This window comes from Brachyspira hampsonii (assembly GCF_001746205.1).
Classification (GTDB): domain Bacteria; phylum Spirochaetota; class Brachyspiria; order Brachyspirales; family Brachyspiraceae; genus Brachyspira; species Brachyspira hampsonii_B.
Genome location: NZ_MDCO01000009.1, coordinates 383,500 through 408,121, shown reverse-complemented (window position 1 = coordinate 408,121; position 24,622 = coordinate 383,500). Strand labels below are relative to the sequence as shown.

General features: G+C 27.4%; 21 protein-coding genes and 1 tRNA gene. 12 read left to right on the top strand and 10 right to left on the bottom strand.

The window, feature by feature from the left end; genetic code table 11:
* Positions 1-7 precede the first annotated feature (7 nt).
* From BFL38_RS07035 to BFL38_RS07025, 3 genes are all read right to left on the bottom strand, one after another.
* On the bottom strand, positions 8-1,942 hold the full coding sequence (locus BFL38_RS07035; protein WP_069726385.1) for a methyl-accepting chemotaxis protein: 1,935 nt from the start codon (positions 1,940-1,942) through the stop codon (positions 8-10).
* A gap of 235 nt (positions 1,943-2,177) precedes the next feature.
* The gene (locus BFL38_RS07030; protein WP_069726384.1) at positions 2,178-3,578 is read right to left on the bottom strand and encodes an MATE family efflux transporter; all 1,401 of its coding nucleotides are present in this window, start codon (positions 3,576-3,578) and stop codon (positions 2,178-2,180) included.
* A 140-nt stretch (positions 3,579-3,718) separates the two neighbouring features.
* Entirely contained in the window at positions 3,719-4,261 is a 543-nt protein-coding gene (locus BFL38_RS07025; protein WP_256097219.1) for a hypothetical protein, read from the bottom strand.
* Positions 4,262-4,415: 154 nt separating this feature from the next.
* On the opposite strand from BFL38_RS07025, the gene lepB reads away from it, so the two are divergent.
* From lepB to queA, 3 genes are read left to right on the top strand one after another with little or no spacing between them, the layout of a single operon-like run.
* Complete coding sequence (gene lepB, locus BFL38_RS07020) at positions 4,416-5,465, top strand: signal peptidase I (protein WP_069726382.1); 1,050 nt, start codon at positions 4,416-4,418, stop codon at positions 5,463-5,465.
* A gap of 16 nt (positions 5,466-5,481) precedes the next feature.
* A complete protein-coding gene (locus tag BFL38_RS07015; RefSeq protein WP_069726381.1) occupies positions 5,482-7,128 on the top strand; it encodes a hypothetical protein in 1,647 nt (548 codons plus the stop codon).
* A gap of 24 nt (positions 7,129-7,152) precedes the next feature.
* Positions 7,153-8,232, top strand: a complete 1,080-nt coding sequence (gene queA, locus BFL38_RS07010) for a tRNA preQ1(34) S-adenosylmethionine ribosyltransferase-isomerase QueA (RefSeq protein ID WP_069726380.1) — start codon at positions 7,153-7,155, stop codon at positions 8,230-8,232.
* A 4-nt stretch (positions 8,233-8,236) separates the two neighbouring features.
* Here queA and BFL38_RS07005 read toward each other — a convergent pair whose 3' ends face one another.
* The 4 genes from BFL38_RS07005 to BFL38_RS06990 form a co-directional block, all read right to left on the bottom strand.
* Positions 8,237-8,935 carry a hypothetical protein gene (locus tag BFL38_RS07005; RefSeq protein WP_069726379.1) on the bottom strand — a complete coding sequence of 233 codons (699 nt, stop codon included), beginning with the start codon at positions 8,933-8,935 and terminating at the stop codon, positions 8,237-8,239.
* Between the two features lie 80 nt (positions 8,936-9,015).
* Positions 9,016-9,966: a dipeptidase gene (locus BFL38_RS07000; RefSeq protein WP_069726378.1), complete on the bottom strand. Its 951-nt coding sequence runs from the start codon at positions 9,964-9,966 to the stop codon at positions 9,016-9,018.
* Between the two features lie 46 nt (positions 9,967-10,012).
* A complete protein-coding gene (locus BFL38_RS06995) occupies positions 10,013-10,603 on the bottom strand; it encodes an ECF transporter S component (protein ID WP_069726377.1) in 591 nt (196 codons plus the stop codon).
* Between the two features lie 247 nt (positions 10,604-10,850).
* Positions 10,851-12,209 (bottom strand): FAD-dependent oxidoreductase, encoded by a 1,359-nt coding sequence (locus BFL38_RS06990; protein ID WP_069726376.1) that lies wholly within the window; start codon positions 12,207-12,209, stop codon positions 10,851-10,853.
* 440 nt (positions 12,210-12,649) lie between these two features.
* Here BFL38_RS06990 and mtnK point away from each other — a divergent pair, with 440 nt between their 5' ends.
* Both mtnK and BFL38_RS06980 read left to right on the top strand, forming a co-directional pair.
* Positions 12,650-13,864 (top strand): S-methyl-5-thioribose kinase, encoded by a 1,215-nt coding sequence (gene mtnK, locus BFL38_RS06985; protein WP_069726375.1) that lies wholly within the window; start codon positions 12,650-12,652, stop codon positions 13,862-13,864.
* A gap of 39 nt (positions 13,865-13,903) precedes the next feature.
* Positions 13,904-14,959 (top strand): S-methyl-5-thioribose-1-phosphate isomerase, encoded by a 1,056-nt coding sequence (locus tag BFL38_RS06980; protein ID WP_069726374.1) that lies wholly within the window; start codon positions 13,904-13,906, stop codon positions 14,957-14,959.
* Between the two features lie 9 nt (positions 14,960-14,968).
* Here BFL38_RS06980 and BFL38_RS06975 read toward each other — a convergent pair whose 3' ends face one another.
* Positions 14,969-16,414: a phosphohydrolase gene (locus tag BFL38_RS06975; RefSeq protein WP_069726373.1), complete on the bottom strand. Its 1,446-nt coding sequence runs from the start codon at positions 16,412-16,414 to the stop codon at positions 14,969-14,971.
* Positions 16,415-16,612: 198 nt separating this feature from the next.
* Between BFL38_RS06975 and BFL38_RS06970 the strand changes: the two genes are divergently transcribed.
* The 5 genes from BFL38_RS06970 (at position 16,613) to pth (BFL38_RS06950) (ending at position 19,778) form a co-directional block, all read left to right on the top strand.
* Positions 16,613-16,684 (top strand) — tRNA-Gln (locus BFL38_RS06970).
* A gap of 23 nt (positions 16,685-16,707) precedes the next feature.
* Positions 16,708-17,661 (top strand): ribose-phosphate diphosphokinase, encoded by a 954-nt coding sequence (locus tag BFL38_RS06965; protein ID WP_069726372.1) that lies wholly within the window; start codon positions 16,708-16,710, stop codon positions 17,659-17,661.
* 17 nt (positions 17,662-17,678) lie between these two features.
* Positions 17,679-18,269, top strand: coding sequence for a 50S ribosomal protein L25 (locus BFL38_RS06960; protein ID WP_069726371.1), 591 nt, complete (start codon positions 17,679-17,681; stop codon positions 18,267-18,269).
* 25 nt (positions 18,270-18,294) lie between these two features.
* Positions 18,295-18,885 carry an aminoacyl-tRNA hydrolase gene (gene pth, locus BFL38_RS06955; protein ID WP_069726370.1) on the top strand — a complete coding sequence of 197 codons (591 nt, stop codon included), beginning with the start codon at positions 18,295-18,297 and terminating at the stop codon, positions 18,883-18,885.
* Positions 18,882-19,778 carry an aminoacyl-tRNA hydrolase gene (gene pth / locus BFL38_RS06950; protein ID WP_176720557.1) on the top strand — a complete coding sequence of 299 codons (897 nt, stop codon included), beginning with the start codon at positions 18,882-18,884 and terminating at the stop codon, positions 19,776-19,778. Before pth (BFL38_RS06955) ends, pth (BFL38_RS06950) begins: the two co-directional genes overlap by 4 nt.
* 3 nt (positions 19,779-19,781) lie before the next feature.
* Here the strand turns inward: pth (BFL38_RS06950) and BFL38_RS06945 are convergent, their stop codons facing one another.
* The gene (locus BFL38_RS06945; RefSeq protein ID WP_069726369.1) at positions 19,782-20,873 is read right to left on the bottom strand and encodes a PP2C family protein-serine/threonine phosphatase; all 1,092 of its coding nucleotides are present in this window, start codon (positions 20,871-20,873) and stop codon (positions 19,782-19,784) included.
* A gap of 230 nt (positions 20,874-21,103) precedes the next feature.
* Here BFL38_RS06945 and BFL38_RS06940 point away from each other — a divergent pair, with 230 nt between their 5' ends.
* Positions 21,104-21,568, top strand: a complete 465-nt coding sequence (locus BFL38_RS06940) for a NanQ anomerase/TabA/YiaL family protein (RefSeq protein ID WP_069726368.1) — start codon at positions 21,104-21,106, stop codon at positions 21,566-21,568.
* Between the two features lie 245 nt (positions 21,569-21,813).
* Positions 21,814-22,764, top strand: a complete 951-nt coding sequence (locus tag BFL38_RS06935; protein ID WP_069726367.1) for a flavodoxin family protein — start codon at positions 21,814-21,816, stop codon at positions 22,762-22,764.
* A gap of 92 nt (positions 22,765-22,856) precedes the next feature.
* Here the strand turns inward: BFL38_RS06935 and BFL38_RS06930 are convergent, their stop codons facing one another.
* On the bottom strand, positions 22,857-24,605 hold the full coding sequence (locus BFL38_RS06930) for an NADH-dependent [FeFe] hydrogenase, group A6 (RefSeq protein ID WP_069726366.1): 1,749 nt from the start codon (positions 24,603-24,605) through the stop codon (positions 22,857-22,859).
* Between the last annotated feature and the right edge of the window lie 17 nt (positions 24,606-24,622).

The window sequence follows — 24,622 nt, the reverse complement described above, 5'->3', positions numbered from 1 at the left end:
ATTCCTTCTACATAACTTTAGAGTATTCAGATACTTTACTTTCTAAGTCATTTGTATATTCTAAAAACTTTTTCATCTCTTCATTAAGTTTATTAGTTATAGATTCCAAATCATCAGATGTTGCCAAAAGTTTATTCATATCTCTCATAATATTTTTTATTTCTGAATTTTCTGCAGATGCTTTATCTGATATATCAATTACATAATCATTTATTTCTTCTATTCTGGTTTTTATATTCAAGAAGTCATTTTCTTCATTAATAATAATATTTGTCATATTTGATATTGAATTATGCATTTTATCAGTATTTTTTATGATATTCATATTATAATCATTTTGTTTTTCCATACTAGTATTGAATTTATTTATTCTATCATAATGTATGGAAATTTCTTCTGATAATTGAGACATATTATTATTAATATTGTTGCTGGAATATGTATATTTTTTAAATATGTCTTCTATTCCGAATAATAGATTTTGCATTCTATTTGTAGCCTGAGAAGTTTCATTTACTAGTTCACTAACTTCTTTAGATACAACACTGAAATTATTATGCCATTCTCCTGCTTTTGACGCTTGTATACTTGAGTTTATGGCAAGAGTTTTTGTTTTATCTGACATATTTGTCATAAATGATATTATTTTATTTATTTGGAAATTTAATTGATTAAAGGTTTCTGATTTAGCAAATTCCTTAATAAAATTATTTTTTTCTGCTTCTAAGTTCTTTTGTAAATCCTCAAACATGGCTGTTATATTTCTGCTTTGAGCTTGTAAAGCATATATTTTTTCTACAGATTCATGTAGTTTTACATTAGACTCTTCAAGTGTTTTTTTCTGCAATTCCACAGAGGCCTGCAAATTTGGGTATGTTTCTATTAATTCATTTATTTTTTTTATATTAATATTTCCGTCATTTATTTGGAAATTTTCTATAGTTATGAATTCATTTGTATATTCTATAACTCTGTTTATATCATTTTTCAAATTATTAATAGTGGAGTAGGTATTTTCTACTTTACTCACCAAGTTATTAACAGATTCAGAGAAATTGGCTTTTAATTCAGATAATTTTTCTGATGTATTTATTGCAGTATTAATTATTATAGAGTCCTGAGCTTTTATACCTTCTAAATCATAAGATTGATTTGTTTTCTTGTATACAGCCGAAATAAATCTGCTTACAGATGAATATATCATTATTATATTAAATATAGCATAAACTAAAGTAATTCTAGTAAATGTTGAATTTTTAAAAATTAAGAAATTACTTGAATATTTAGTATATATTGATATTCCATTAAAATCATCAAAAAATGCTAAAGATATTAATCCAATTAATACTAATAAAAGAACATTTTCTTTAATTTTTTTATTGACAGTCATTTCATATATAAATGAACATATAATTACAAAAGAATATATAGTAAATACGAAATCTCTAAGTATATATACTGTTCCCAATTCGCCTCTGCTTTTTATACTATTTTTCATAGTTTCATTCAAGGTACTCATAGGCTGAGTTGTTGATATAAAAAGCTGAGGATATAATAGTGCTATGGCAGATAAAAGTATTAATATAAATACAATAGCTATATATAATTTATCTAGTACAAAATGGAAATGTTCGCTTAAAGTTAATTTGCTTCTTATATACATCATCCATGGTATGATAGTCAGCGAAAGAGCTAATTGTTCAAATTTATACATATTAAGTGCTAAATAATTATTCTTGCTGTATAAAGAAATTATTATATTTGATGCTTCCAATCCTGAAAATAAAAAAGATAGAAAACCTAAAAGCAATACGATAGCCTGTGTTTCTTCATAGAGCTGAAAATATATATAAGCATATAATATTATACCAACTATTGATATTATAGTTGCTATAACAGGAATTCCTAATTCTAATGTTATGAGAGAAAAATTGTAATCCATAAATCCCCTGTAATCAATCAAATGATATTATAAATACTATTATAAGTTAATTTTAATATATTAAAAGTATAAAAAATAAAATTAACGAAAAAACAAAATACCGTTTATATGTTCGGAATTATTTTATCAAGTATTTACTTTCTTATATTAATTTTTTAATTTGAATAATTATCTAATCTATTTTGAAATAAATATATATTATAGTTATTAACTTACATATCAAACATAAATAATATTACTCTGTAAGTTTTCTCACCCATCTTTCTCTTTTTAGCATTATAACACCAACTGTAATTTTGGCGAAGTCAGTTAATTTAGCTATACCGAACATAGCTACAGGACCAACAGAAGTAAATTTTGCCAATATGAAAGCTAAAGGGGCAAACATAAGTAATGATACAGGAACATCAACAGCAAAACCAAATATAGTATCTCCGCCAGCCCTTGAAACTGCAAATTGAGCATTAATATATGTCCATACAGGCATATAGCAGGATATAAGTATTACTAAATTTCTTGTTATTGCCTGAGCATCTATTGTAAGTTTAGAGAAAATAAAAGGGATTAATAGGGTAGAGGACATTTGTACTAATCCAACAACTAAACCTGCTATAATAGATCCGTTTAATATCCATCTTGCTTTATTTTTAGCATCTTCCAACTCTCCTCGTCCAAGTGTACCGCCTACAACTACCATAGTGGATACAAATATACCCTGAAAAACCAAGTAGAATATATTGGCTATAGTGAATCCTGATGCCATACCTGCAACTGTTTCAGCTCCGCCTCGGCTGTTATATAAAGCCGTCATAAACATTTCACTTAATCCCCAACTTATTTCACTTAAAAATATCAAACTTGATTTTTTCAGCATTGAATAAAATACATCTAATTTTACTTTAAGTATTTCTCTAGTTCTTACATAAAATTTCTCATGATGAAGTTTTATATATACTATAAACAAAATCATTTCTATTATTCTAGCTATCAATGTAGCAATAGCAGCTCCTGTTTCTTCTAGTCTTGGAGCCCCGAAATTTCCATATATAAGTATATAGTTTCCTATAGTATTGCAGAATGTAGCTATTACTGATATTATTAATGGTATATGAGGTTTGCCTATCTCTCTGTATGAAGTTCCTATGGCACCGGATATTGATATTGGTATAAAAGTAAATGCTATTATACTCATATATTTTGTACTTGATATCAGTATTTCTTCTTGAGAGGCATTCCCTCTAGTCATTAACCGCATAAATATTTCAGGATTGACCAGCATTAGTATCATATAAGAAATAGAAATAACAAGAGGAAGTATTACTTTAAATCTAAATGCCTGCTGCATACCTTCTTTATTGTCAGCACCATTATTCTGTGCCATATATATACCGCCTGCCGCGTAGCAGGTATTGAGTATTACCAAGTATATAAAATTTAATTGATTTGATACATTCACAGCAGCCATTTTGGTATCGCCTAATTCTGCTACCATGAAATTATCTATTAATGATACCATTCCCATTATAAGCTGCTGAAGCATTACAGGTACTGCAATGGATATGCATAATTTATAAAAATCAAAATTTCCAAAAAGAGTTTTTTTACCGATATTAAATTTATTTGAATTGGTATTCATAATGTAATCTCTTTTAATAAAAAACTAAAGTATAAATTTAGTATGATTAATAAAAACGAAATGTAATATATAGCTATTTTTATATTTGTCAATATGATTTATGTAATTTTTTGATGTTTTACAAAAACAATTATATTATATTATTTATTTTTTGATATAGCCTCTTTCATTTCATTATAAAGTCTAATCAAGTCATTTGCGGCATCTTTTTTTACCTTTAAATTTTTGAATCCTTCAGCAGTTTCTACTCTTATATCAGTTAAAACTTTCATTTCTCTTATAGTGTTTTCAGCATTTATACTGTAGCTTCTATCTACATAAGCCGTATCCATAAAATATATAGAGGTACCATATATTATTTCGCTTTCTGTTTTAGGCATAAGAGATGTATACTGTAGAATTAAATAAGTATCATCTTCAAATTTCAATACAATTTTACTATTTTCTGATATATTAAATGAGCTGTCTGCAATGTACTGTACTTCCAATATTATATTATTAGGATCATTTGCACTTTTAAGTCTGAATTTGATAGTTTCTGACCAATAGCTCATAGAAATATAATCTGTTTGATAGATTTTCTGTCCATAAAAAGAATCATTTATTAAATGTACTTTTGCAGCACATGATGATAAAGATATACTAAAAATGATTAACAAAAATAGTATATATATTTTTTTCAATATTATCTCCATAAATAATTTATTATATTTATATAACCAATTTTATTTTAGTAAATAAAAATATTATTTACTAATTAGATAATTTATAATTGCTATTTTAATAGTTTTATTATATACTTTTACATCAATATTTATTATTGGAAGGGGTTAAATTATGGAGAATCCTATAAAAAATATGACAGAAACAATCATAGGCGAATGCCGTAATTTTAAACATACATTAAAAGAAATATTATATGCTATAGTGATAGTACTTCTTATAAATACATTTTTAATACAGAATTATCAAATTCCTACAGGTTCTATGATACCTATCATAATGCCTGGAGACAGACTCTTTGCAAATAGATTTGTATATGGAGTGAAACTTCCATTTACAGACGGACTTTTAGGCTACAGACTTCCGAAAATAAAATCGCCTCAGAGGGGAGATTTAGTTGTATTTAGAGCACCTCCTTCTGCTTCTTTCGGATGCGAATCTGCTATGCCTTATTATGAACCTTCGCCATTAGTTCAGATGCTTAAACTTCCTGTCATGATATTTGCTCTCACCCCTTTCACTTGGGACCCTAGATTTTTGCTTGCAGACTATATAGGGGAGAAACTTACAGGGGGAACTCATTTAGCTCCGGCTCCTTTATTTTTTGGACTTAAAACTGTTGATTTAGATCCTAGAAAAGAATTTGTAAAACGCGTTATAGCTACTGCCGGAGAAACCGTAGAGATTAGAAATAAGAAAATAATTATCAATGGAAATGAAATAGAAGATAAATGGGGATATTTTTTCTATGGCGATGACAGAGAATTTGTGCCTATTATAGATATTTACGGTCCTATATATGTACCTAAAAAGGGTGATGTTATGATATTTAAAAAGCTGGTTGACAGAGCTGATTATTATAATGACCTAAGTTCTTTTGAAGTTTATATTAATGATAAAGTTGTAAGCGATGATATTAAATTATGGTATTGGATGAATATATATGTTCCTAATACTAAAGATAGACCAGATGAATATATATACAATGTTCCTGAGGATTATTTCTTCGTAATGGGCGATAACAGAGATCAAAGCTGCGACAGCAGAATGTGGGGATTAGTTCCATACAGACATATAAAAGGTCAGCCTATGGTTGCTTGGATACAATCAAAAAGACCTGATGATGTAGAACAAGGCTTTTTCAAATATTTTATAATTAAATAAAAGTAAAGATAAAAATATGTATGATCAAATTTCTAAAGATACTTTAAAAGAATTGTTCAAAATTTGGAAAGCTAAAAATATAGAGGATTTAGAAATTAAATCCTCAAATGTTTCATTAGTTTCTTTTAAATTTTATGCTTTATCTAAAGAAGCTAAAGATATTGTTCTTTATGTACTTAAAAATGAAAGCAAAGAATTGAACTCTATAGATATAGCATATTCGCTTAAGTATAGTCAGAAGCAAGTACCTGCATTTTTTGATTATATAAATGAAATAAAAAAATCAGGGCTTTTATACTTAAAAATAAAAAGAAGAAGATTAAATTCACATGATGATACTTTGTATTTTCTGCCGAATGTAAAATCAATAATAGAAAGTATAATCTTAAAAGATGATATTAAAATACCATATTATACAGAGCTGCCGTATACTGCCAATGCTTATAAAAAATATCTTCAAAAAATTATACATATATATGAAAATGGAAACATTATAGAATATAGTAAGGCAAAAATAGATGATGATGAATTATTTACTTTATGCAAATCTAATATTCTAGCTGTTTATTTTTATCAAAATGATCTTAAGGTTTATGTTGCTGTTAATAATAAAAATGTTTTAGAGAATTTAGAGAAGAGTTTAAAAGAGAATATTGAAAGTTCAGTTTTTATTTATAATCATTTTAATATATTGAATGATATTGAAACTTTTATATATGAATGCGATGTTCAGAAATTATCTTCTGATGATATTAATATAAATTTTTTAACTAATAATTTGGATTCTTCTGTTATAATAAATATATGTTTAAAATTGGATTTGATTAAATTAGATAATAAAAATTTTATATCATTGGAATATGATAATATAAAAAAATATCTTTCATCTCCCATAGAAGAGAGAATTGATAATATAACAAAAAAAGTTTATAAAAATTATTCTGATTATTATAAGCATATTTTTTCTATTATGGAGAAAGAAAGCATATCAAAATCTGTACTATTTATGAAATTGAAAGAAAAATATAATATTTCTATAACTGCTGAAATATATAATAATGTTATTTATTCTATGTTTATTTTAGGAATTGCTGAAGCATCTTTTTATGAGAATGCCGTGCTTGCAGTTAGAAATATCAATACCTATACAGAAGAGAGTAATTTAAAAAGATCATTTATTAATGGAAATTTTGAACTTACATTGATAAATCATTATTTGTTTTCTAATAATTTTATTTATATGTGTAATTTGTATTTTGAACTTGATAAGCAGGAAACAGTATACACTTATACTATGACAGAAGAAAACATATTAAAAGGAAAAACTATTATAAGCGATGAAGAATCTGAGTATTCATTTAATAAATTTTTGGCAGTATTAAAAAATACATTATTAGACAATAATGTAGATATTCCTAAGCATATAGAAACTAGTATAAAGAGATGGTATGAAAGAGGTATTATTTCTTATGTATATGATAATGTTACTCTTGTTATAATAAAAGATGCCAATAAATTAGAAGAAATAATTTATGAGGCTAAAAGAAAAGGCATAATTATAACAAAAATTAATGATGAATATGCTATAGTAAAATCTAGTTCTGCAACTAAAAAAAGCCTTACCAAATTTTTAAGACAAAGAAAGATAATAGTAACATTCTAAATAAAAAATGAGCGGTAAAAAGTTATGACAGATTATTTTAATAAAGAAACCTATAATTTTTATTTACCTGAGAACTTAATAGCAACTAATCCTAATTATGAAAGAGATCATTGTAAATTAATGACTTTGAATAAGAATACGGGTAAATTAGAACATAAGATATTTGCAGATATTATTAATTATTTAAATAAAGATGATGTATTAGTTTTAAATGACAGCAAAGTAATACCTGCTAGAATATACGCGAAAAAAAATACAGGAGGCAATTCAGAGATTCTGCTTCTTAATAAAGTTAATAATGACGAAAGCACTTGGGAATGTTTGATAAAGGGTAAAAATATTAAAGAGGCTGATACATTATATTTAGATTATTCTCATTTAGATAATGTAGGAAATATTGAGGCATTAATAGAAAAAGATAATATATCAACTAAAATAATAAAATTTTCAAAACCATTGACAAGCGATATTTTAGATGCTATAGGAAAGATTCCGCTTCCTCCGTATATAATTCAAAGCAGAAAAAGAAAAGGTGAGGAAGAATATAATAGTAATGATAAAGAGTTTTATCAGAATGTATATGCCAAAAATGAGGGCAGTATAGCTTCTCCTACTTCCGGACTTCATTTTACAAAAGAGCTTTTAGAGAAAATAAAATCTATTGGAGTTACTGTATGCTATGTTACATTGCATGTAGGTTTCTCAACTTTTAATCCTCTAAAAGAAGATGATTTAAGGAATCATATTATGCATGAAGAAAAGTTTATTATACCAAAAGATAGCTATGATATTATAGTAAATGCTAAAAAAGAGGGGAGAAGAGTTGTATCATGCGGAACTACAGTTGCAAGAGTATTAGAAAGCGAATATGATAATTATGATTTTAAAAGAATGGAAGGCTCCACTAATATATTTATTTACCCTCCGTATAAGTTTAAATGTGTTGATGCTTTAATTACTAATTTCCACACACCGCATTCTACATTGCTTGCTATGGTTAGCGCTTTTGCCGGATATGATAATATAATAAATGCATATAAAACAGCAGTAGAAAATAATTATAGATTTTTTTCTTACGGAGATGCTATGTTTATGTTTGAATAGATTTCTATGCTAAATATATTTTTGGGAAATCTTTTTCATTGATTAATCCGTCTTTAATTAAAATAGCTCTTAATACATCTATATCGCTGTAAATATCGATTAAAGAATCATTATTAAATTCATCAATCATTTTTTTAAATCCCAAATTTATAATGCATATAGAGTTTTTTATATCTTTTTTTATTTTTTGTTTTTTACTGTTATCCATACAGCTTTCATCTAATTCTACATATCTATTCATAAATTTTTCAATCGTTGGTATATAATAATCAATTATAGAATTATAAGTTCTTTTATATGATTTATTATTGCTGGTTTTTTCTAAAATAAAATTAAGTTTATACAGCACATCATTTATAATCAGTCTTAAATCAGAATCATCTATTTGAGATATATTGTTTTTGATATTTTTGTCAAAACTATTTGTTCTATTTTCATTATTATTTGATTCTGTGTTATTACTATAATTGTATGAAGTTTCTTTTTTATCTGCTTTATTAATTTTATCAAACTTAATATTTTCTATATAGTTTTGTAATTTATCTTGCAATGTAAAAAATAAAATTAACAATAAGAATACAAATATAATAATAGAAATAAATTTAAAAGATATTGCCCAAAATACTAAGCCTGAAAATACTAATAGTGATATTGATATAATAAAATTAATATTACTTGAAAATAAATCTGTATATTTTTTCATAATAATGTCTCCATATAAATGTAAAAAATATTTACTTTTATATGATACAATAAAAATGAAAAATATCAATTATTAAATAATTATTTTACTGCTTCTTTTATAATTCTATGGAAATTTTTATATTCTATTTTCTCTATTTCTTCATTATTAAAACCGGATTCTTTTAATTTTATTATAATATCATAAGACTTTGAGGCATTTTCTAAACCTTTTATATAAGGAGCATCTTCATCTTCAAAATATTCATTATAATCAAAACCAAGCCCAACATGCTCTATTCCTATTTTATCGGCTATATATTTTATATGGTCTATGCCTCTGTTTATATTTTGTTTTTCTTTGTTCTCATCAATAAAGCCTTTATAAGAATTAAATCCTATAACTCCATTAACATCTCTTATTGCTTTTAATTGTTCATCTGTAAGATTTCTCATACTATTGCATAATGCTCTGCAATTAGAATGTGAGGCTATAACAGGGCATGAAGTAATATCCATAACATCAAAGAAAGATTTATCATTTAAATGCGATACATCAACTATCATACCTTTATCTTGCATTTTGTTTACAGCCTTTTTTCCTAATTCAGTTAATCCTCTTGATGAATTTCCTCTTACTCCTGTAGCTAATTTGTTTTCTTCATTCCAAGTAAGACTAGCATGTCTTGCCCCATACTCATAATATTCATCTATCAAATCAATATTATCATCTATGGATATAAGACCTTCAAATCCTATAAATATATATAATTTATTCTCTTTTTGTGCATTAATAATATCATTATAATTCTTTGCTATTAATATAATATCATTTATATGTTCAAGTTCTTTATTTATGGAATACTGAATTTCTCTTACTCTTTCTAATGCTCTATTATAATTTTTCGGTTCAGTCCATATAACAAATATAGATCCCCCTATTTTACCTTTTATCATATTGCCATAATGATACTTTTTTATAATATTATTTTCACCTTTGAAAGTTTTTACAGCAACATCAGTCCATATATCAGAATGAGCATCAAAAATCATATTTATTTGCCTTCTTGTTTAATATTAATTAATTTTTATTACTATATTATTTATTATCATCATTATTGTCAGTATTTGAATCATTTATACATTCATTTTTTTGAAATAGAATGATTTTTTTTATAGCTATATATACAATAATGCATGATAATACTTTATCAAATATATTCGTTAATAATCTAATTATAAAAGATGCATGAAAAAGATCTACGCCGTTTTCATTTAAAATTTTTATAAAACTATCTATTTTTGCCCCTGTAAATCCGTCAGATAGTATTATGGATATTGGGGTTCCTATTAAAGGTGATATTATTCCAATTATAATTCCTGATATGATTGCTGGTATAATATTAAATTTAATTTTTTTTGCTATAAGCCCAATTATTATCCCTATTAATGCATTTATTACGGCAAAATTTAAATGTGAATAGTTTATAAACAATGATATTATCATATTTGTTAATATACCTACAATAGCACCGTAAATAGGTCCTAGTAAAACGGCCGACAAAATAGTGCCTACAGAATCTAAAAATAAAAATGGTATTTTAAATAATAATACTATAAATGTTAAAGCAAAATTTATTACTATTCCTATAAAAGCTATTAATATATTGTATTTTAAATCATTATTCATTTTCTTTTCCAAATAATTCAGTAAAATATAATTATTTAAGTAATATTTAGCATTAAATGATTTTTTATTGCTGCAATATTAGTATCTTTATAATTTTCCAGCTTTTTGAAAAACATAATCTATTATAATATATAAAATATTATACCGAAATAAAATTTATTTTCAATATTATTTTTACATATAAAAAAACTCCTAGTAAATATATATTATTCACTAGGAGTTAATTTATTGCTTTAATTAATATTCATTATTTAGCAGTATAAGCAACCATAGTCATCCAAGATAATGGTTTGTTGTAATGAGGTAGGAAGAAGAAATCAGATAAAGCAAATTCCTGAACAGTCATACCTCTTTGTATAGCTAAAGAGAATGCATGTATAGCTTCAGCATGATTATGTTCAGAAGCAATTTGTGCACCTAATAAACGGCCTGTACCTTCTTCATAAACAATTTTTACTAATACATCTTCGTTGCCAGGCATAAATTCAGGTCTTTCAGAATCTTTGAAGAAATTAGATTTTGCTTTTAATCCTTTTTTCTTAGCAGTTTCTTCAGACCATCCAGTAGAAGCCATATTATATCCGAATACGCATATAGCATTAGAACCTTGAGTACCGCAGTATTCAACATGTTTTCCTAAAGCATTATTAGCAGCAACAATACCCATTCTTACAGCATTAGTAGCTAAAGCGATATATTCTTGTTTTTCAGAAGCTCTTGAATATACAGTAGCACAGTCCCCTATAGCATAAACATCAGGATCTTTACTGCTTTTCATAGTAGTATCTACTACAATAGCACCATTAGGTAAAGTTTCTAAATAGTCTTTATAAAGTTCGCTATTAGGTCTGAATCCAACAGACATAACTACCATATCTACATCATAAGAACCTTTATCAGTAACAACTTTTTTAACTCTGTCATCACCTTCAAACTTTTTAACAGTTTCACCTAAATGCATTTCTATTCCAGCTTCTTTGATTCTTTTTTCAGCTTCATCAGTGATTTCTTTATCAAAATAGTTAGCCATAACTCTAGGCATAGCTTCCATTAAGATAACTTCTTTACCATGATTTTTGAATGCTTCTATAAGCTCAACACCTATATATCCTGCACCAACAACCATAACTTTTTTTACTTCAGGTTTAGCTATTTCATTGATAATATCCTGTCCTTGTTGGAATAGTTTAGAGAAGAAAATACCTTTTTTAAGACCGTATTCAGTACCTTCCTGTTTTAATCCTTCTATAGGAGGAGTTACAGGCCAAGAACCAGTAGCAAGTATAAGTTTGTCATAAGTGTCTTCAAATTCTTTACCTGTTTTTAGTTCTTTTACATGTAATTTTTTATTAGCCCAGTCTATTTTCATTACTTCATGTCCCATATAAACATCAATGCCTTCTCCTTTTAGGCTTTCCGGAGTAGCATAGAACAGACCTTTAGGATCTTTAACAACTCCTCCAACCCAAAGTGCTATACCGCAAGCTAAGAAAGATATATTATCGTTTCTATCATAAGTAACTACTTTACAGTTAGGATCTGTAGCTTTCAAAGTTTTTGCTGCCCAAGTACCAGCATGGTTACATCCTATTACAATAACTTTCATAATAATTTAACCCCTTATTAAAAATAAATTGTATATAAAATTTTTGCTTATTATAGTACAAAAAAAAGACTTAGTCAAGTTATATTATGTTTATATTAGTGAATTTTAATAATTTTAGTATTTTTTTTATATAGTAATTTCACTAATTACAGTAAAATTACTATAAATAATATGATTTTTAATTTTTATTATGCTTAGTATTAAAAATTATATGTAAAATTTTTGTAATAAAAATATAATAATTTTACAAAAATATTAAACATTATAAAGAATATATGTTATTTTATTTTAATTATACTCATTTTAAATATTTAAAATTTATATGATATGTAGTATAGTATGGTATAGTATTATATTATATAAATATCATTATTATTAATATTGATATTTATACTTTTTATGCTATATTATTAAAAAATTGAAATTATAGGGTTAATATTATGTCAAATTTTAATGAATATTTTTTGATGGAAGAGAAAGATGTTTTGCTTTATGTAAAAAATAAATTAAAATATTTTTCTCAAGATGATAATATAATTTGCAAAGAAATAGGCGACGGCAATATTAATTATGTATATAGAATAAGCAACGGTAAAGATTCAATAATACTTAAACAGGCAGGAGTTCATACTAGAAGCAATTCATCAGGAAGAATACTTGATATTAACAGAAATTCAAGAGAGGCGGATATATTATCTTTTTACGGCAGTATACTTCCTGATTTGGCTCCGAAAATCATTTCTATAGACAGAGTTATGAATTTGTTTGTAATGGAAGATTTAAAATCTTTTCTTGTACTTAGAGATGCTTTGATGAAAGGGCAGATATATCATCATTTGCAAGAACAGATAACAGATTTTTTAGTTGAAACAACATTGTCTACCGCTGATTTTTTTACAGATCCATTTGCCAAGAAAGAAAATGTTATAAAATATACCAATAAAGAACTTTGTAAGATAAGCGAAGAACTAGTATTCAGAGAACCATTTTTTAATGTTCTTAAAGAAAATGTTTTTTCTAAGTCATTAAATAAATTTGTTGAGGATAATCTTTATAACAATAAGCAGCTGCAATTAGAAGCGGCAAAATTAAAGTACGAATTTATGAATAATCCTCAGGCTTTAATACATGGAGATTTACATACAGGTTCTATATTTGTTAATGAAGATTATATAAAAGTTATGGACTGCGAATTTGCATTTTATGGCCCTATAGGCTATGATTTAGGTACTATTATAGCTAATTTTATATTTTCTTATGTTTATCATTTATATGTTACCAAAGATAAAAATTATACATCATTTCTTTTCAATGTTATTGATAACACTCTAAAACTTTTTAAAAATAAGTTTATTAGTAAATTCCTGAATGAATGTACTGATATATCAGCACAAAATGATTATTTTATAGAATATTATCTTCTTGAAGTATTGAAAACAGGATTTGGTATATGCGGACTTGAATTATTAAGAAGAACTACGGGATGTGCTAGAGTAAAAGAAATAGAGTCGGTTTCTGATGATGATATAAGAAGAGATATAGAATTTACTCTTTTAAATATAGGTATTGAATGCTTATCATATAGGGACAGACTTTCTGAAGAAGAAAAGTTTATGAAATTTGTTGATAATATAATTGATAATATAAATTTATAATTTTAAATTTCTATTTTTAATAATTTTTGGGAGTTTTTTATGATTAATAGAATAGATAAAGAATTAGCTTTTATGCTTCAATTTGAAAATATAGCTTGGTATGATGACGGATGCGTTAAAATATTAGATAGAAGGGTTTATCCGAATAAAGTTAATTTTGTTGAATGTAAAACTCATAAAGAAGTTTCAAAAGCTATAGCAGATATGGTAACTCAAAGTGCAGGTCCTTATTTGGCTGTTGCTATGGGTATGGCATTAGCCGGATATGAATCAAAACATTTAGAAGGAAATGACAGAATAGATTTTCTAACTCATGCCTGCAATACTTTGGCTAATTCCAGACCTACAACAAGTGCTAGAATGATGTCTATTACTAAATCATGTTTAGAAGCTGGAACAGAGGCTATAAAATCAGGCAAAGACCCAATAGAAGCTATGTTTAATAGGGGAATAGAGCTTTCTACAAAAAGATATTCCAAAATAAAAAAAATAGCAGAAAATCTTGTATCAATGTTTCCAAATAAAGGCACTATACTTACTCAATGCTTTGGAGAATCTGTTGTTGGATTTATGATACAGGAGTTTCAGAAAAAGAATAAGGATATAAAGGTAGTATGTGCAGAAACTAGACCTTATTTTCAAGGTGCTAGGCTTACAGCAACGGTTGCTTATGATCAGGGTGCTGATGTAACGGTTATAACTGATAACATGGCGGCATATACTATGCAGGAGAAAAAAATTGATGTATTTACTTCAGCAGCCGATTTAATATGTCTCAATGGGGCTGTTGTAAATAAAATAGGAACATTCCAAATAGCAATAGTAGCAAAATATTTAGGCATACCTTATTTTGTAACAGGGGCTCCGGATAAAGGATATCATGGACTTGAAGATGTGCATTTTGAGTTTAGAGATGAAAAACTTGTAACTGAGGCTATGGGAGTAAAGACATCTAAAGAAGGTGTAAAAGGTTTTTATCCTGCATTCGACTATACTCCGCCGCATTTGGTAAGTGCTGTTGTAACAGATTTAGGTATTTACAGTCCTTATGATGTATTTAAATATTATATAGGTAATGATGAAGGAGAATATTAATAATTCTCTCTACAGCGGATTTTTTATATTTTCTTTTTTTATGTCTATTAAAAAATCTACAAATAATTCAAATAATATAGGATCTAATTGTGTTTTTTTAACTATATAATTATCATATATTAATTTTACAGCATCTTCCGCATTCATATCTTTTCTGCTGTAATTTTTTTGAGGCATTACAGTTGTATCAAATAAGTCTATTATTTCTAATACTTTAGCAGGGAAAAATGCCAAACTTTGAAGTGTTTGAATATCATCAGAATTATCTGATATAAGAGAAGAAGGATTTAAATCCTTGTTTTCATTGAATTGTTTATTTATCATTTTTATTACATTATTGCCGTAACCATAATATTCATGATGCATTCCCACAATCAATGATATATTATCATTATAATTTCTAAACAGTTTTAAAAACTGATATCCCTTAATAGCATGTGAAGTTGCTTCTTTGGCATACTCTTTTGATTTATTAATATTTAAATAGTCTAATTCTTTCACCTTAACAACATCATGCCAAAATGCTCCTGCTGCAAATGATGCTATATTTTCTATGGATATTTTTTTAAGTCCGTTTTTGAATATATCATTGAATTTAATATTAGTTTTATTTATCTTATATCTTTTAAAAACATTTTCATAAAATCTTTTAAATTTTTTATTAAAATTAATAATAGTTCTCAGATTTAAATGATTATCTATTTGCTCATTATAATAAAGCATAAATTCTATAAATATTATAAAAACTCTATTTCCATGTCCTATAACATTTCTGCAGTCAAAATTATCAAATCCGTAAAATAAACTTATATTAGGGTATATTTTTTCTACTAACTTAGTAATAGACAATATCAAATCATTTGCAGCTATTTGCGTATCATAGTATTCTAAATCATCAAAATATACTTGATTCATTTTATCTTTAGATGCATTTACCAGATGTATTAAATTAATTCTTTCTATAAATGCAAGCCTAGTTATTATTTCTAATATATATTTTATAGCATCAGCATATAATTCTTCATTGTAGTATTGATTTAATATATCAATATAATTTTTTATAGATATAAATCTTTCTTTAGGGCTTTCTTCTAATATCATTTCCAGCATTTTGTATTCAAAATTTTTTGTATTTTCAGAATCGGGCATACAGTCTTTGTATACTTTAATAAACTGATTAATATTTTCAATATGTTTGTATTCGTTTTTTTCGTTTTTTTCAAGCACTAAATCTATAATTGATTTTGAATTTTTTGTTATATAGAAATTATTAAATATATCGCTATTTATAGAATTTTTATCAAAAAGTATATCTATTTTATAATTAGGTATTGATAAATATAAATTATCATTGCTGGTACATATAATTTCAGGAGAGTTAAATTTAATAGTGTCTATATTCTCTTTTATAAAGTTTATATCTATTGCTGTATATTTTTCTAAATCAATATCCATATTCAGCCTTTAAAATTAAATACTGATAATTATTGCAATAATATACTTTTTTTATTTTTTATTCAATAATTTTATATGATTAAATTAATTTTTTATTTGTAAAAAAAATAATGTAAAAAATCATTTTAGGGTATTGACAATTTTTTTTTATATAGTAGAATATGAAACTCATAGAACTTAAAGTTCATTTATTAATGATGGGGTGTCGTCAAGCGGTAAGACAATTGGTTTTGGTCCAATTATTCGAGGGTTCGAATCCTTCCACCCCAACTTTTCTCTTATATGGTACTTAAATGGGAATAACAGACGAAATATTAATATTAAGCGGTACGGCAAACCCTCAATTGTCTGAAGATGTGGTTAAGAATCTAGGGCTTAAATTGGGTAATATGGAAATACGAAAGTTTGCTGATGGCGAGACTTTTGTTCAGGTAGAAGAAACAGTTAGAAATAAAGACACCTATGTAATACAGCCTACAGGACGCCCTTCTAGCAGTGAAAGCTGGATGGAGCTTTACTGTATTATAGATGCTTTAAAAAGAGCTAGTGCTAAAAGAATTACCGCAGTTATTCCGTACTATGGTTATTCTAGGCAGGATAGAAAGAATGAACCTAGGGTGCCTATAACAGCTAAATTGGTTGCTAATCTTTTGTCAGAAGCCGGAGCTCATAGGGTTTTAGCTTTAGATTTACATGCAGCTCAGATACAAGGCTTTTTTGATATACCTGTAGATCATATGCTTTCAAAACATGTGTTCTTAGATAAAATAAAAAAAGATCTTGATATGTCTAACTCTATTATAGTTTCTCCTGATATAGGAGGCGTAGGAAGAGCTAGAGCTATAGCTAAACAATTAAATCTTGATATAGCTATTATAGACAAAAGAAGAGACAGAGCTAATGAATGTGAAGTAATGAATATTATAGGTGATGTTAATGGCAAAGATGCTATTATTATCGATGATATAATAGATACGGGCGGTACTCTTATAAAAAGTATGCAGGCTTTGAAAAAAGCTGGTATGAGAAAGATATATGTGTTTATAACTCATGCTGTATGTTCCGGTGATGTTTATGAGAGAATTAATGCCAGTGATATAGAAAAGCTTTATATAACAGACAGCTTAAAAGTGATGAAAGATAGATTAGGCAGTAAAATAGAAGTTCTTTCAGTTGCTCCTGTTATTGCAGATGCTATCAGGCATATACATATGGAGCTTTCTATAAGTGTTCTATTTGATAAGTAAAATTAAAGGAAAGAAAAATGAGTGAGAATTATACTATTAAAGCTTTGCAAAGAGATACTAAATTTAAAAGTGTTGGCCGTAAATTAAGAAATGAAGGTTATGCTTTAGCTACTCTTTATGGAAGAGAAAATCAATATTCTATTGCTGTAGAGCTAAAAGAATTTGTTAAAGTTTTTTCTTTAGCAGGTCAGCATGATATAATCACTTTAGATATACAGAATGATAAAGCAAGAGAAGTATTGGTTAAAGATTATCAAATAGATGGTATAAAAAGAAGTATCAGACATATAGATTTTTACGAAATAGATAGAAATAAAAAAATCAAAACTTATGTTCCTATTCATATTGAAGGTACTCCTGAAGGTGTTCGCTTAGGCGGAGGTACTTTAGAGCAGGTTGAATACGGTTTGAATATTAAAGCTTTTCCGGGTTCTATACCTAGAGAATTGGTTGTTGATGTTAGCGAATTAAAAGTAGGAGACAGTTTGCATATTAGCGATATAAAATTCCCAGAAGGTGTTGATCCTGTAGGAGATGCTTCTAAAGCTATTGTTACTGTTGTTACTACTCAAGATGAAGATGCTAACAAAGGTGCCTCAGAAGCATAAAATATAGTTCTAGGGTTACTATTATATGATGAAATTAGTAATGGGACTAGGCAATCCGGGAGAACAGTATAAAAATCATAGACATAATGTCGGATACATGATTTTGGATAGAATTGCCAAGAAACTTAATGTAGAACTTGACATAAAAAAGAAAAAAACAGTTTTTGGAAAGGGTAAATCTGGTAAGATGGAGTATTTGCTCCTTAAACCGCAGACTTTTATGAATCTTTCTGGAGAAGCTGCTCTTTATATGGCAAGTTTTATGAAAATCACTGTTGAAAACATTATAGTTATATATGATGATATGGATATACCTATAGGTGAATTTAGGGTTATACCTTCTAAAAATGATGATTCCGAAGCCGAAGTCAATGATATTGAAATAGATCATAATGGTGTAAAAAGCATAAGAGATTCCTTAAAAAGCTACAATTTTACTAAAATAGGTGTTGGTATAGGAGCATGTCCGGAAGATGAAGAAAAAGCTGACTTTCTTTTAGCTCCTTTTACTAAAGATGAAAGAAAAAGGATAAGAGATATATCTGATAATGTTGTAGATGCTGCTTGTATTGCTTTATTTGAATCTCCTCAGGCTGCTAAAAAGAAATATCCATGATAACTAAATTAATTATAGGGCTGGGAAATCCGGGAGATGAGTATAAAAATAATAGACATAATGTAGGTTTTATACTTATAGATAAAGTAGCTGAAAATTTTAATATCAATTTTGATAATAATAAAAAGAAATCATTATATGCAAGAGCCAAAGAAAAGAATATAGAATATATACTTCTTAAACCGCAGACTTTCATGAATCTTTCCGGCGAATCTGCAATTTTTATATCAAAATTTTTTAATGTAAAACCAGAAGATATAATAGTCATATACGATGACATGGATATACCTTTTGGTACTTTTAAAATTAAAAAAGGCGGAAGTTCAGGCGGGCATAACGGAATAAAAAGTCTTATTTCTCATTTACAAAGTGATGATTTTACAAGAATAAGAATCGGTATAGGAAGACCTAGTGCTGGTAAAAAAGTTAATGATTATGTCCTTTCAAACTTTAGTAAGAAAGAGAGAGAGGAATTGGATACTGCAATTGCATATGATATAATAGATGCTGTAAAAATAGCTTTATTTGAATCTCCTGTAATAGCTCAAAATAAATACAATAAAAAAATAGGTAAAGAAAATTCAGATAAAAATAAAGGTAATAAAAATATGATTAAAATAGTAGCTAGAAATCCTATAAGCCAAGAAAATAAATCAAAATTTATAGAAGCAGCTAAAGAACTTATTGATAAAAGCAGAAAAGAAAAAGGATGCATTTCTTACAATTTGTATGAGAGTGTAGATGGGAAATATCTTACTTTCATAGAAGAATGGAAAGATGAGAAAGCCATAGAAAGTCATAATAATTCAGAGCATTTCAAAGCGATAGTTCCTAAATTGGGAGAATTAACTTCAGGAGATAAAGATGTTATTTTATATAAAGAAATAAAATAATATTTAAATTTTTATTTTAAATGCTGCAATGGTAAAATCATCATCAGGCGACATATATGAAAGATAATCATAAAAATCTTTTTCTATGTTGATGATTATATTTTCAGTTGAATTGTTTCTATTGTTAAATATAACTTTTTTAAATCTATCTATTCCATAAAAATCATATTTATTTTTAGATCTTGATGCTTCTGTCACTCCGTCAGTATAAAATATTAATACATCATCTTTTTTTATATTAACAGTTTCTTCCTCATAATATGCCTGGGGGAAAAGTCCTATTATAGTTCCTCCTTTATTATATTCTTTTATTTCAGAGTTTTGTAATATAAGAATGGGGGTATGAGAGGCATTGGAGTATTTTACAGTTTTGTTTTTTAAATCTATTTCTGCTGCTATCATTGTAAGATAGTAATTGATAGGCAGAATTTTAATTATATAATTATTAATATCATATAAAAAAGAAGAAGGTGATTTGAATGACTGAGCAAAATTTCTAAAAACAGTTTTGAACATAGCAGTTATTATTGCTGCCTCAACACCATGTCCGCTGATATCCGAAATGATAAAAAGTATTCTGTCTTCATCTAGATATATATAATCAAAAAAATCTCCTCCTATAGTTTCAAAAGGTTTATACAATGAAGCAGAGTTTATCTTATTATTGTTAGGCATTTTTTTTGGCATCATATTTTCCTGAAGCTTTCTTGCCTTTTTCATATCTTTTTTATATTGTTTTTTTATATCTTCTAAAACATCATATCTGCCTAATATATAACTGTTTTTTTCTTTCAAATCTTTTATTGCTGTTTGATAATCATTTATTATTGTGCTGTTTATTTTTGAAAATCTGTATATTTTTCCATCTGATGATTTTTCTTCTACTTGTTTATAATCTTGAATTAGGTATAAATTTATAATGTTTTTATATAAAATGATACCGGGAATAAAAAATGAAAGAAATAATATTAATAAAAGTATAAAAATAAATTTATTTTCATAATATGAAATGCATGCTATATTCAAAAGTAAAAATAGTATAAGAAATACCATAGAAATAAATTTAAAAAATATTAAAATTCGTTCATTTTTCATGTTAATTTTGCTTAGGATTAAAAATTATGTTATAGATTATATCAAAAAGATTGTAGTTTGCAAATATTTTTTATAAAATAATAATTATAGATATTGCAAAAATTATACATACTTTATAGAATATAAATATATTAGTAATTTTTAAAAGGATTTTTAATTATTTTATTTTTATCTTTGTTCTCGAGTGCATAACAGCATTTGATTATATATTAAAAAACGGAGGAATTGTTATGATATTAAAACCAATAAAAAGTGAGTTCAATCAGGATTTTCATAATTCTATTTGGAAGGCAAAAAATTATATAAGGGATCATTATGATGAATTAAAAAAACTTCCTAACGGTAAGCATTTGCTAGACAAAGAAATTTGCGAAGGTGCTTTTATCAATGTTACAGAGTATGATAATAAAGATAATCCGCCTTGGGAATCACATTTAAAATATGTTGATGTTCAGATAATATTTGAAGGCTCTGAAGATTTTATAATAGCAAATACTTCTTCATTAAAACCTAAAACTTATGATGAAGCAAGCGATTATCATGATTGGGAAGGAGAGGGAACTGTTCGTTTAACTTTATCTCAGGGAGATATGCTTATACTTCTTCCTTATGATGCTCATAGAGTAGGACTTCCTCCAAAATCAGGAAAAAATCATGTTAAAAAAGCTATAGTTAAAGTACCTTATAAAGGTTAATCAATAATAAAAAATATTAAAGACTGATGCTTATTTTTAGTATCAGTCTTCTTTGTATCATAATTAGCTATTGACAATACTGAAAATATATTGTATGCTATATATCATAAGGTAGGGCTTATACTTCTTTCTAAGATATAAGATTTCCGATAAACTTCGATAATTTACTCTTTTTATATTCAAAAACGAAGACTAGCTGCCTGTCTAGTAATTATAATTTCAATAAAAAAGGAGAATTATATTCTATGAAAGTTATGGGAATAGTTGCAGGAAGACATAACGGAAACAGTGAAATTTTAGTTAAACAAGCTTTAACAGCAGTAAAAGATGCAGGCGGAGAGGCTGTACTTATTAATTTATTTGATTATAATATAAAGCCTTGTTCAGGATGCGAATCTTGTACAATAGGTATTGAAAAGTCATTCAAAGAAGGAAAAGAATATAAAGGATGCATCTATAAAGAAAAAGATGATATGGACAAGATAGTGGAAGTTATGAATCAATGTCAGGGAATAATAGTAGGATGTCCTACTTATGATTTGCTTCCTTCTTCTTTATATTTATCATTTGCTCAAAGATTTTTGGCTTATGAATTATCGTTTAGGATAAAAATAGGGCAGGTAAAAGAAGATCCTCATACAGTGGCTGGACTTATAGGAGTGGGAGGCTCTAAACATGATTGGCAGACTATGAGTTTGGAGGGACTTGCTGCTACAATGTTTACTCAGTCTATTACTGTAGTGGATATGTATTTAGCTGAGAGTGTTGGAAGACCGGGAAATGTTCTTATACATAAAGATTATTTGGATAGGGCATATCAGATGGGTAAAAATGTATCTCAGGCAATAAATACACCTCTTAATGAAAGAAAATGGCTAGGGGATCCAAATTTAGGATTATGTCCTAGATGTCATTCATCTTTAGTATATCCGGGAGAAGAACATTGGGACGGAGTAAAATTTAATTTTGAATGTGCTGTTTGCGGTGCAGGCGGAGATTTGGTAAAGAATGATAATGGAGAATATAAATTTGTAATTGCAGAAAATGGGCTTATAAGAGATAGAAATATTAATGAAGCAAGAGCTGTACATTTACAGGAAATAATGGAAACAAGGAATAATTTTATGTCCAAAAAGAGCGAAATAGAAGAAGAATATAAAAGATTTAGAGAAATGAAATTTGAAACTATAAAATAGCCGTTAATAAAACTTTTTCAATAATATAAAAACAGCACTATGATAATATTTACTTATTTATCATAGTGCTTTTTAGTTATAAATTTTAGATACTATTTTGTATATTTTTCCTCAACTTTATATTCTGTGTGTAGGAAGTGATGGGCTCTTTCTTCAAGCGGTTTTCCAAGGAAGTCATCATAAAGTTTTTTAAGATTTTCATTTTCATGAGAACATCTATGTTTAACAACCTTTTTATCTTCATCATATAAACCTTTAGCCCTGTCGGTTCTAGTTTCATTTGTAGTTCCATAAGGCTGACCGCCTCCGCCTACACATCCTCCCTGACAAGCCATAACTTCTATAAAGTTGTAAGGAGGATTTTCACCTTTTTCTTTAGCTTCTCTCATTTCCTGCATTACAGGATCAACATTATGAAGTCCATTAACAACTGCAAGTTTAACATCTTTATCCATAACTTTAATAGTTGCTCTTTTTACACCTTCAAGTCCTCTCACATCTTCAAAATCAACATTGTTGAGATTACTTCCAGCTATTATATTATAAGCAGTTCTCAAAGCTGCCTCCATAACACCGCCTGTAGCACCGAATATAGTACCAGCTCCGGAATATTCACCTAATATGCTGTCAGCTTCTTCAGGCTCAATTCCTGCAACATCTATACCATAATGTTTAATCATTCTTGCAAATTCTCTTGTTGTTATTACCACATCAACATCTTTGTATCCGCTTGAATACATAGTTTCATTTTTTCTTATTTCATTTTTCTTAGCAGTACAAGGCATAATAGATACATTGAAAATAGTAAAAGGATCTACATTTGCTTTTTCTGAGTAATAAGTTTTTGTCATAGGGGCAAGCATCATATGAGGTGATTTTGCACTTGAAACATTATCGAGCAAGTCTGGGTAATATTCTTCTGCATACTTAACCCAAGCAGGACAGCAGGAAGTGGTCATAGCAGCTGTACCATTGCTTTCTGTAAATCTTTTAACAAATTCATGAGCTTCTTCCATTATAGTCATATCAGCTCCGAAATTAGTATCAAATATAGCATCGAATCCCATTAAACGCAAAGCAGCATATATTTTTCCCGTGATATTATCTCCCGGTTTAAGTCCGAAATATTCTCCCAAAGCAACCCTTACAGAAGGAGCCATTTGAACTGTAACATAAGTATTAGGATCATCAATAGCAGCCTGAACTTCATGAGTTTGATCTGTTTCATAAATAGCAGCTACAGGGCAGTGAGAAGCACATTGTCCGCAGTCTACACAAGGCGAATCTTTTAATGAAACTGCACCCGGAGCAAAATAAGTGTCAAAACCTCTATTAACAAAACCCAAAGCATGAACTTTCTGCATTTCCTGACAAACAACAACACATCTTCCGCATTTAATACATTTTTCCGGATTAAGAACTATACTTCCTGCAGATTCATCTCTAGGGTGATTTTGTTTAATATTATCATATTTAGAATTTCTAACCCCAAAGTCAGCAGCAGCAGTTTGAAGTTCGCATTCTCCATTTCTTATGCAGTTTAAACAATCATTAGGGTGAGCTGATAATACTAATTCCAATACTCCTTTTCTAACTGTATTAATTTCTGCATCATGAGTAATTATATCCATACCATTTTCTACTATAGTAGAGCATGCTCTAGTATATTTATTTCCTTGATTAGCTAATTTTACAACGCATATACCGCAGGCTGATGTAGGCGGTATATCTGGGTGATAACATAATGAAGGTATTTTTATTCCTAATTTTTTGGCAGCTTTTAATATAGTAAGACCTTCTTCAACTTCTATTTGTTTTCCATTTATTTTTATTTTAACCATAATTTTACGCTCCTTAT

What these genes read in the sequence shown, in the direction of transcription:
- pth (WP_069726370.1), top strand. Translation starts at nt 18,295, where the DNA reads ATGATGAAATTAGTAATGGGACTAGGCAATCCGGGAGAACAGTATAAA.
- BFL38_RS06960 (WP_069726371.1), top strand. Translation starts at nt 17,679, where the DNA reads ATGAGTGAGAATTATACTATTAAAGCTTTGCAAAGAGATACTAAATTT.
- BFL38_RS06990 (WP_069726376.1), bottom strand. Translation starts at nt 12,209, where the DNA reads ATGAAAGTTATTGTAATAGGATGTAACCATGCTGGTACTTGGGCAGCA.
- BFL38_RS07005 (WP_069726379.1), bottom strand. Translation starts at nt 8,935, where the DNA reads ATGAAAAAATATACAGATTTATTTTCAAGTAATATTAATTTTATTATA.
- lepB (WP_069726382.1), top strand. Translation starts at nt 4,416, where the DNA reads ATGGAGAATCCTATAAAAAATATGACAGAAACAATCATAGGCGAATGC.
- queA (WP_069726380.1), top strand. Translation starts at nt 7,153, where the DNA reads ATGACAGATTATTTTAATAAAGAAACCTATAATTTTTATTTACCTGAG.
- BFL38_RS06945 (WP_069726369.1), bottom strand. Translation starts at nt 20,873, where the DNA reads ATGAAAAATGAACGAATTTTAATATTTTTTAAATTTATTTCTATGGTA.
- pth (WP_176720557.1), top strand. Translation starts at nt 18,882, where the DNA reads ATGATAACTAAATTAATTATAGGGCTGGGAAATCCGGGAGATGAGTAT.
- mtnK (WP_069726375.1), top strand. Translation starts at nt 12,650, where the DNA reads ATGTCAAATTTTAATGAATATTTTTTGATGGAAGAGAAAGATGTTTTG.
- BFL38_RS06975 (WP_069726373.1), bottom strand. Translation starts at nt 16,414, where the DNA reads ATGGATATTGATTTAGAAAAATATACAGCAATAGATATAAACTTTATA.
- BFL38_RS06940 (WP_069726368.1), top strand. Translation starts at nt 21,104, where the DNA reads ATGATATTAAAACCAATAAAAAGTGAGTTCAATCAGGATTTTCATAAT.
- BFL38_RS07035 (WP_069726385.1), bottom strand. Translation starts at nt 1,942, where the DNA reads ATGGATTACAATTTTTCTCTCATAACATTAGAATTAGGAATTCCTGTT.
- BFL38_RS06995 (WP_069726377.1), bottom strand. Translation starts at nt 10,603, where the DNA reads ATGAATAATGATTTAAAATACAATATATTAATAGCTTTTATAGGAATA.
- BFL38_RS06980 (WP_069726374.1), top strand. Translation starts at nt 13,904, where the DNA reads ATGATTAATAGAATAGATAAAGAATTAGCTTTTATGCTTCAATTTGAA.
- BFL38_RS06930 (WP_069726366.1), bottom strand. Translation starts at nt 24,605, where the DNA reads ATGGTTAAAATAAAAATAAATGGAAAACAAATAGAAGTTGAAGAAGGT.
- BFL38_RS07015 (WP_069726381.1), top strand. Translation starts at nt 5,482, where the DNA reads ATGTATGATCAAATTTCTAAAGATACTTTAAAAGAATTGTTCAAAATT.
- BFL38_RS06935 (WP_069726367.1), top strand. Translation starts at nt 21,814, where the DNA reads ATGAAAGTTATGGGAATAGTTGCAGGAAGACATAACGGAAACAGTGAA.
- BFL38_RS07030 (WP_069726384.1), bottom strand. Translation starts at nt 3,578, where the DNA reads ATGAATACCAATTCAAATAAATTTAATATCGGTAAAAAAACTCTTTTT.
- BFL38_RS06965 (WP_069726372.1), top strand. Translation starts at nt 16,708, where the DNA reads ATGGGAATAACAGACGAAATATTAATATTAAGCGGTACGGCAAACCCT.
- BFL38_RS07000 (WP_069726378.1), bottom strand. Translation starts at nt 9,966, where the DNA reads ATGATTTTTGATGCTCATTCTGATATATGGACTGATGTTGCTGTAAAA.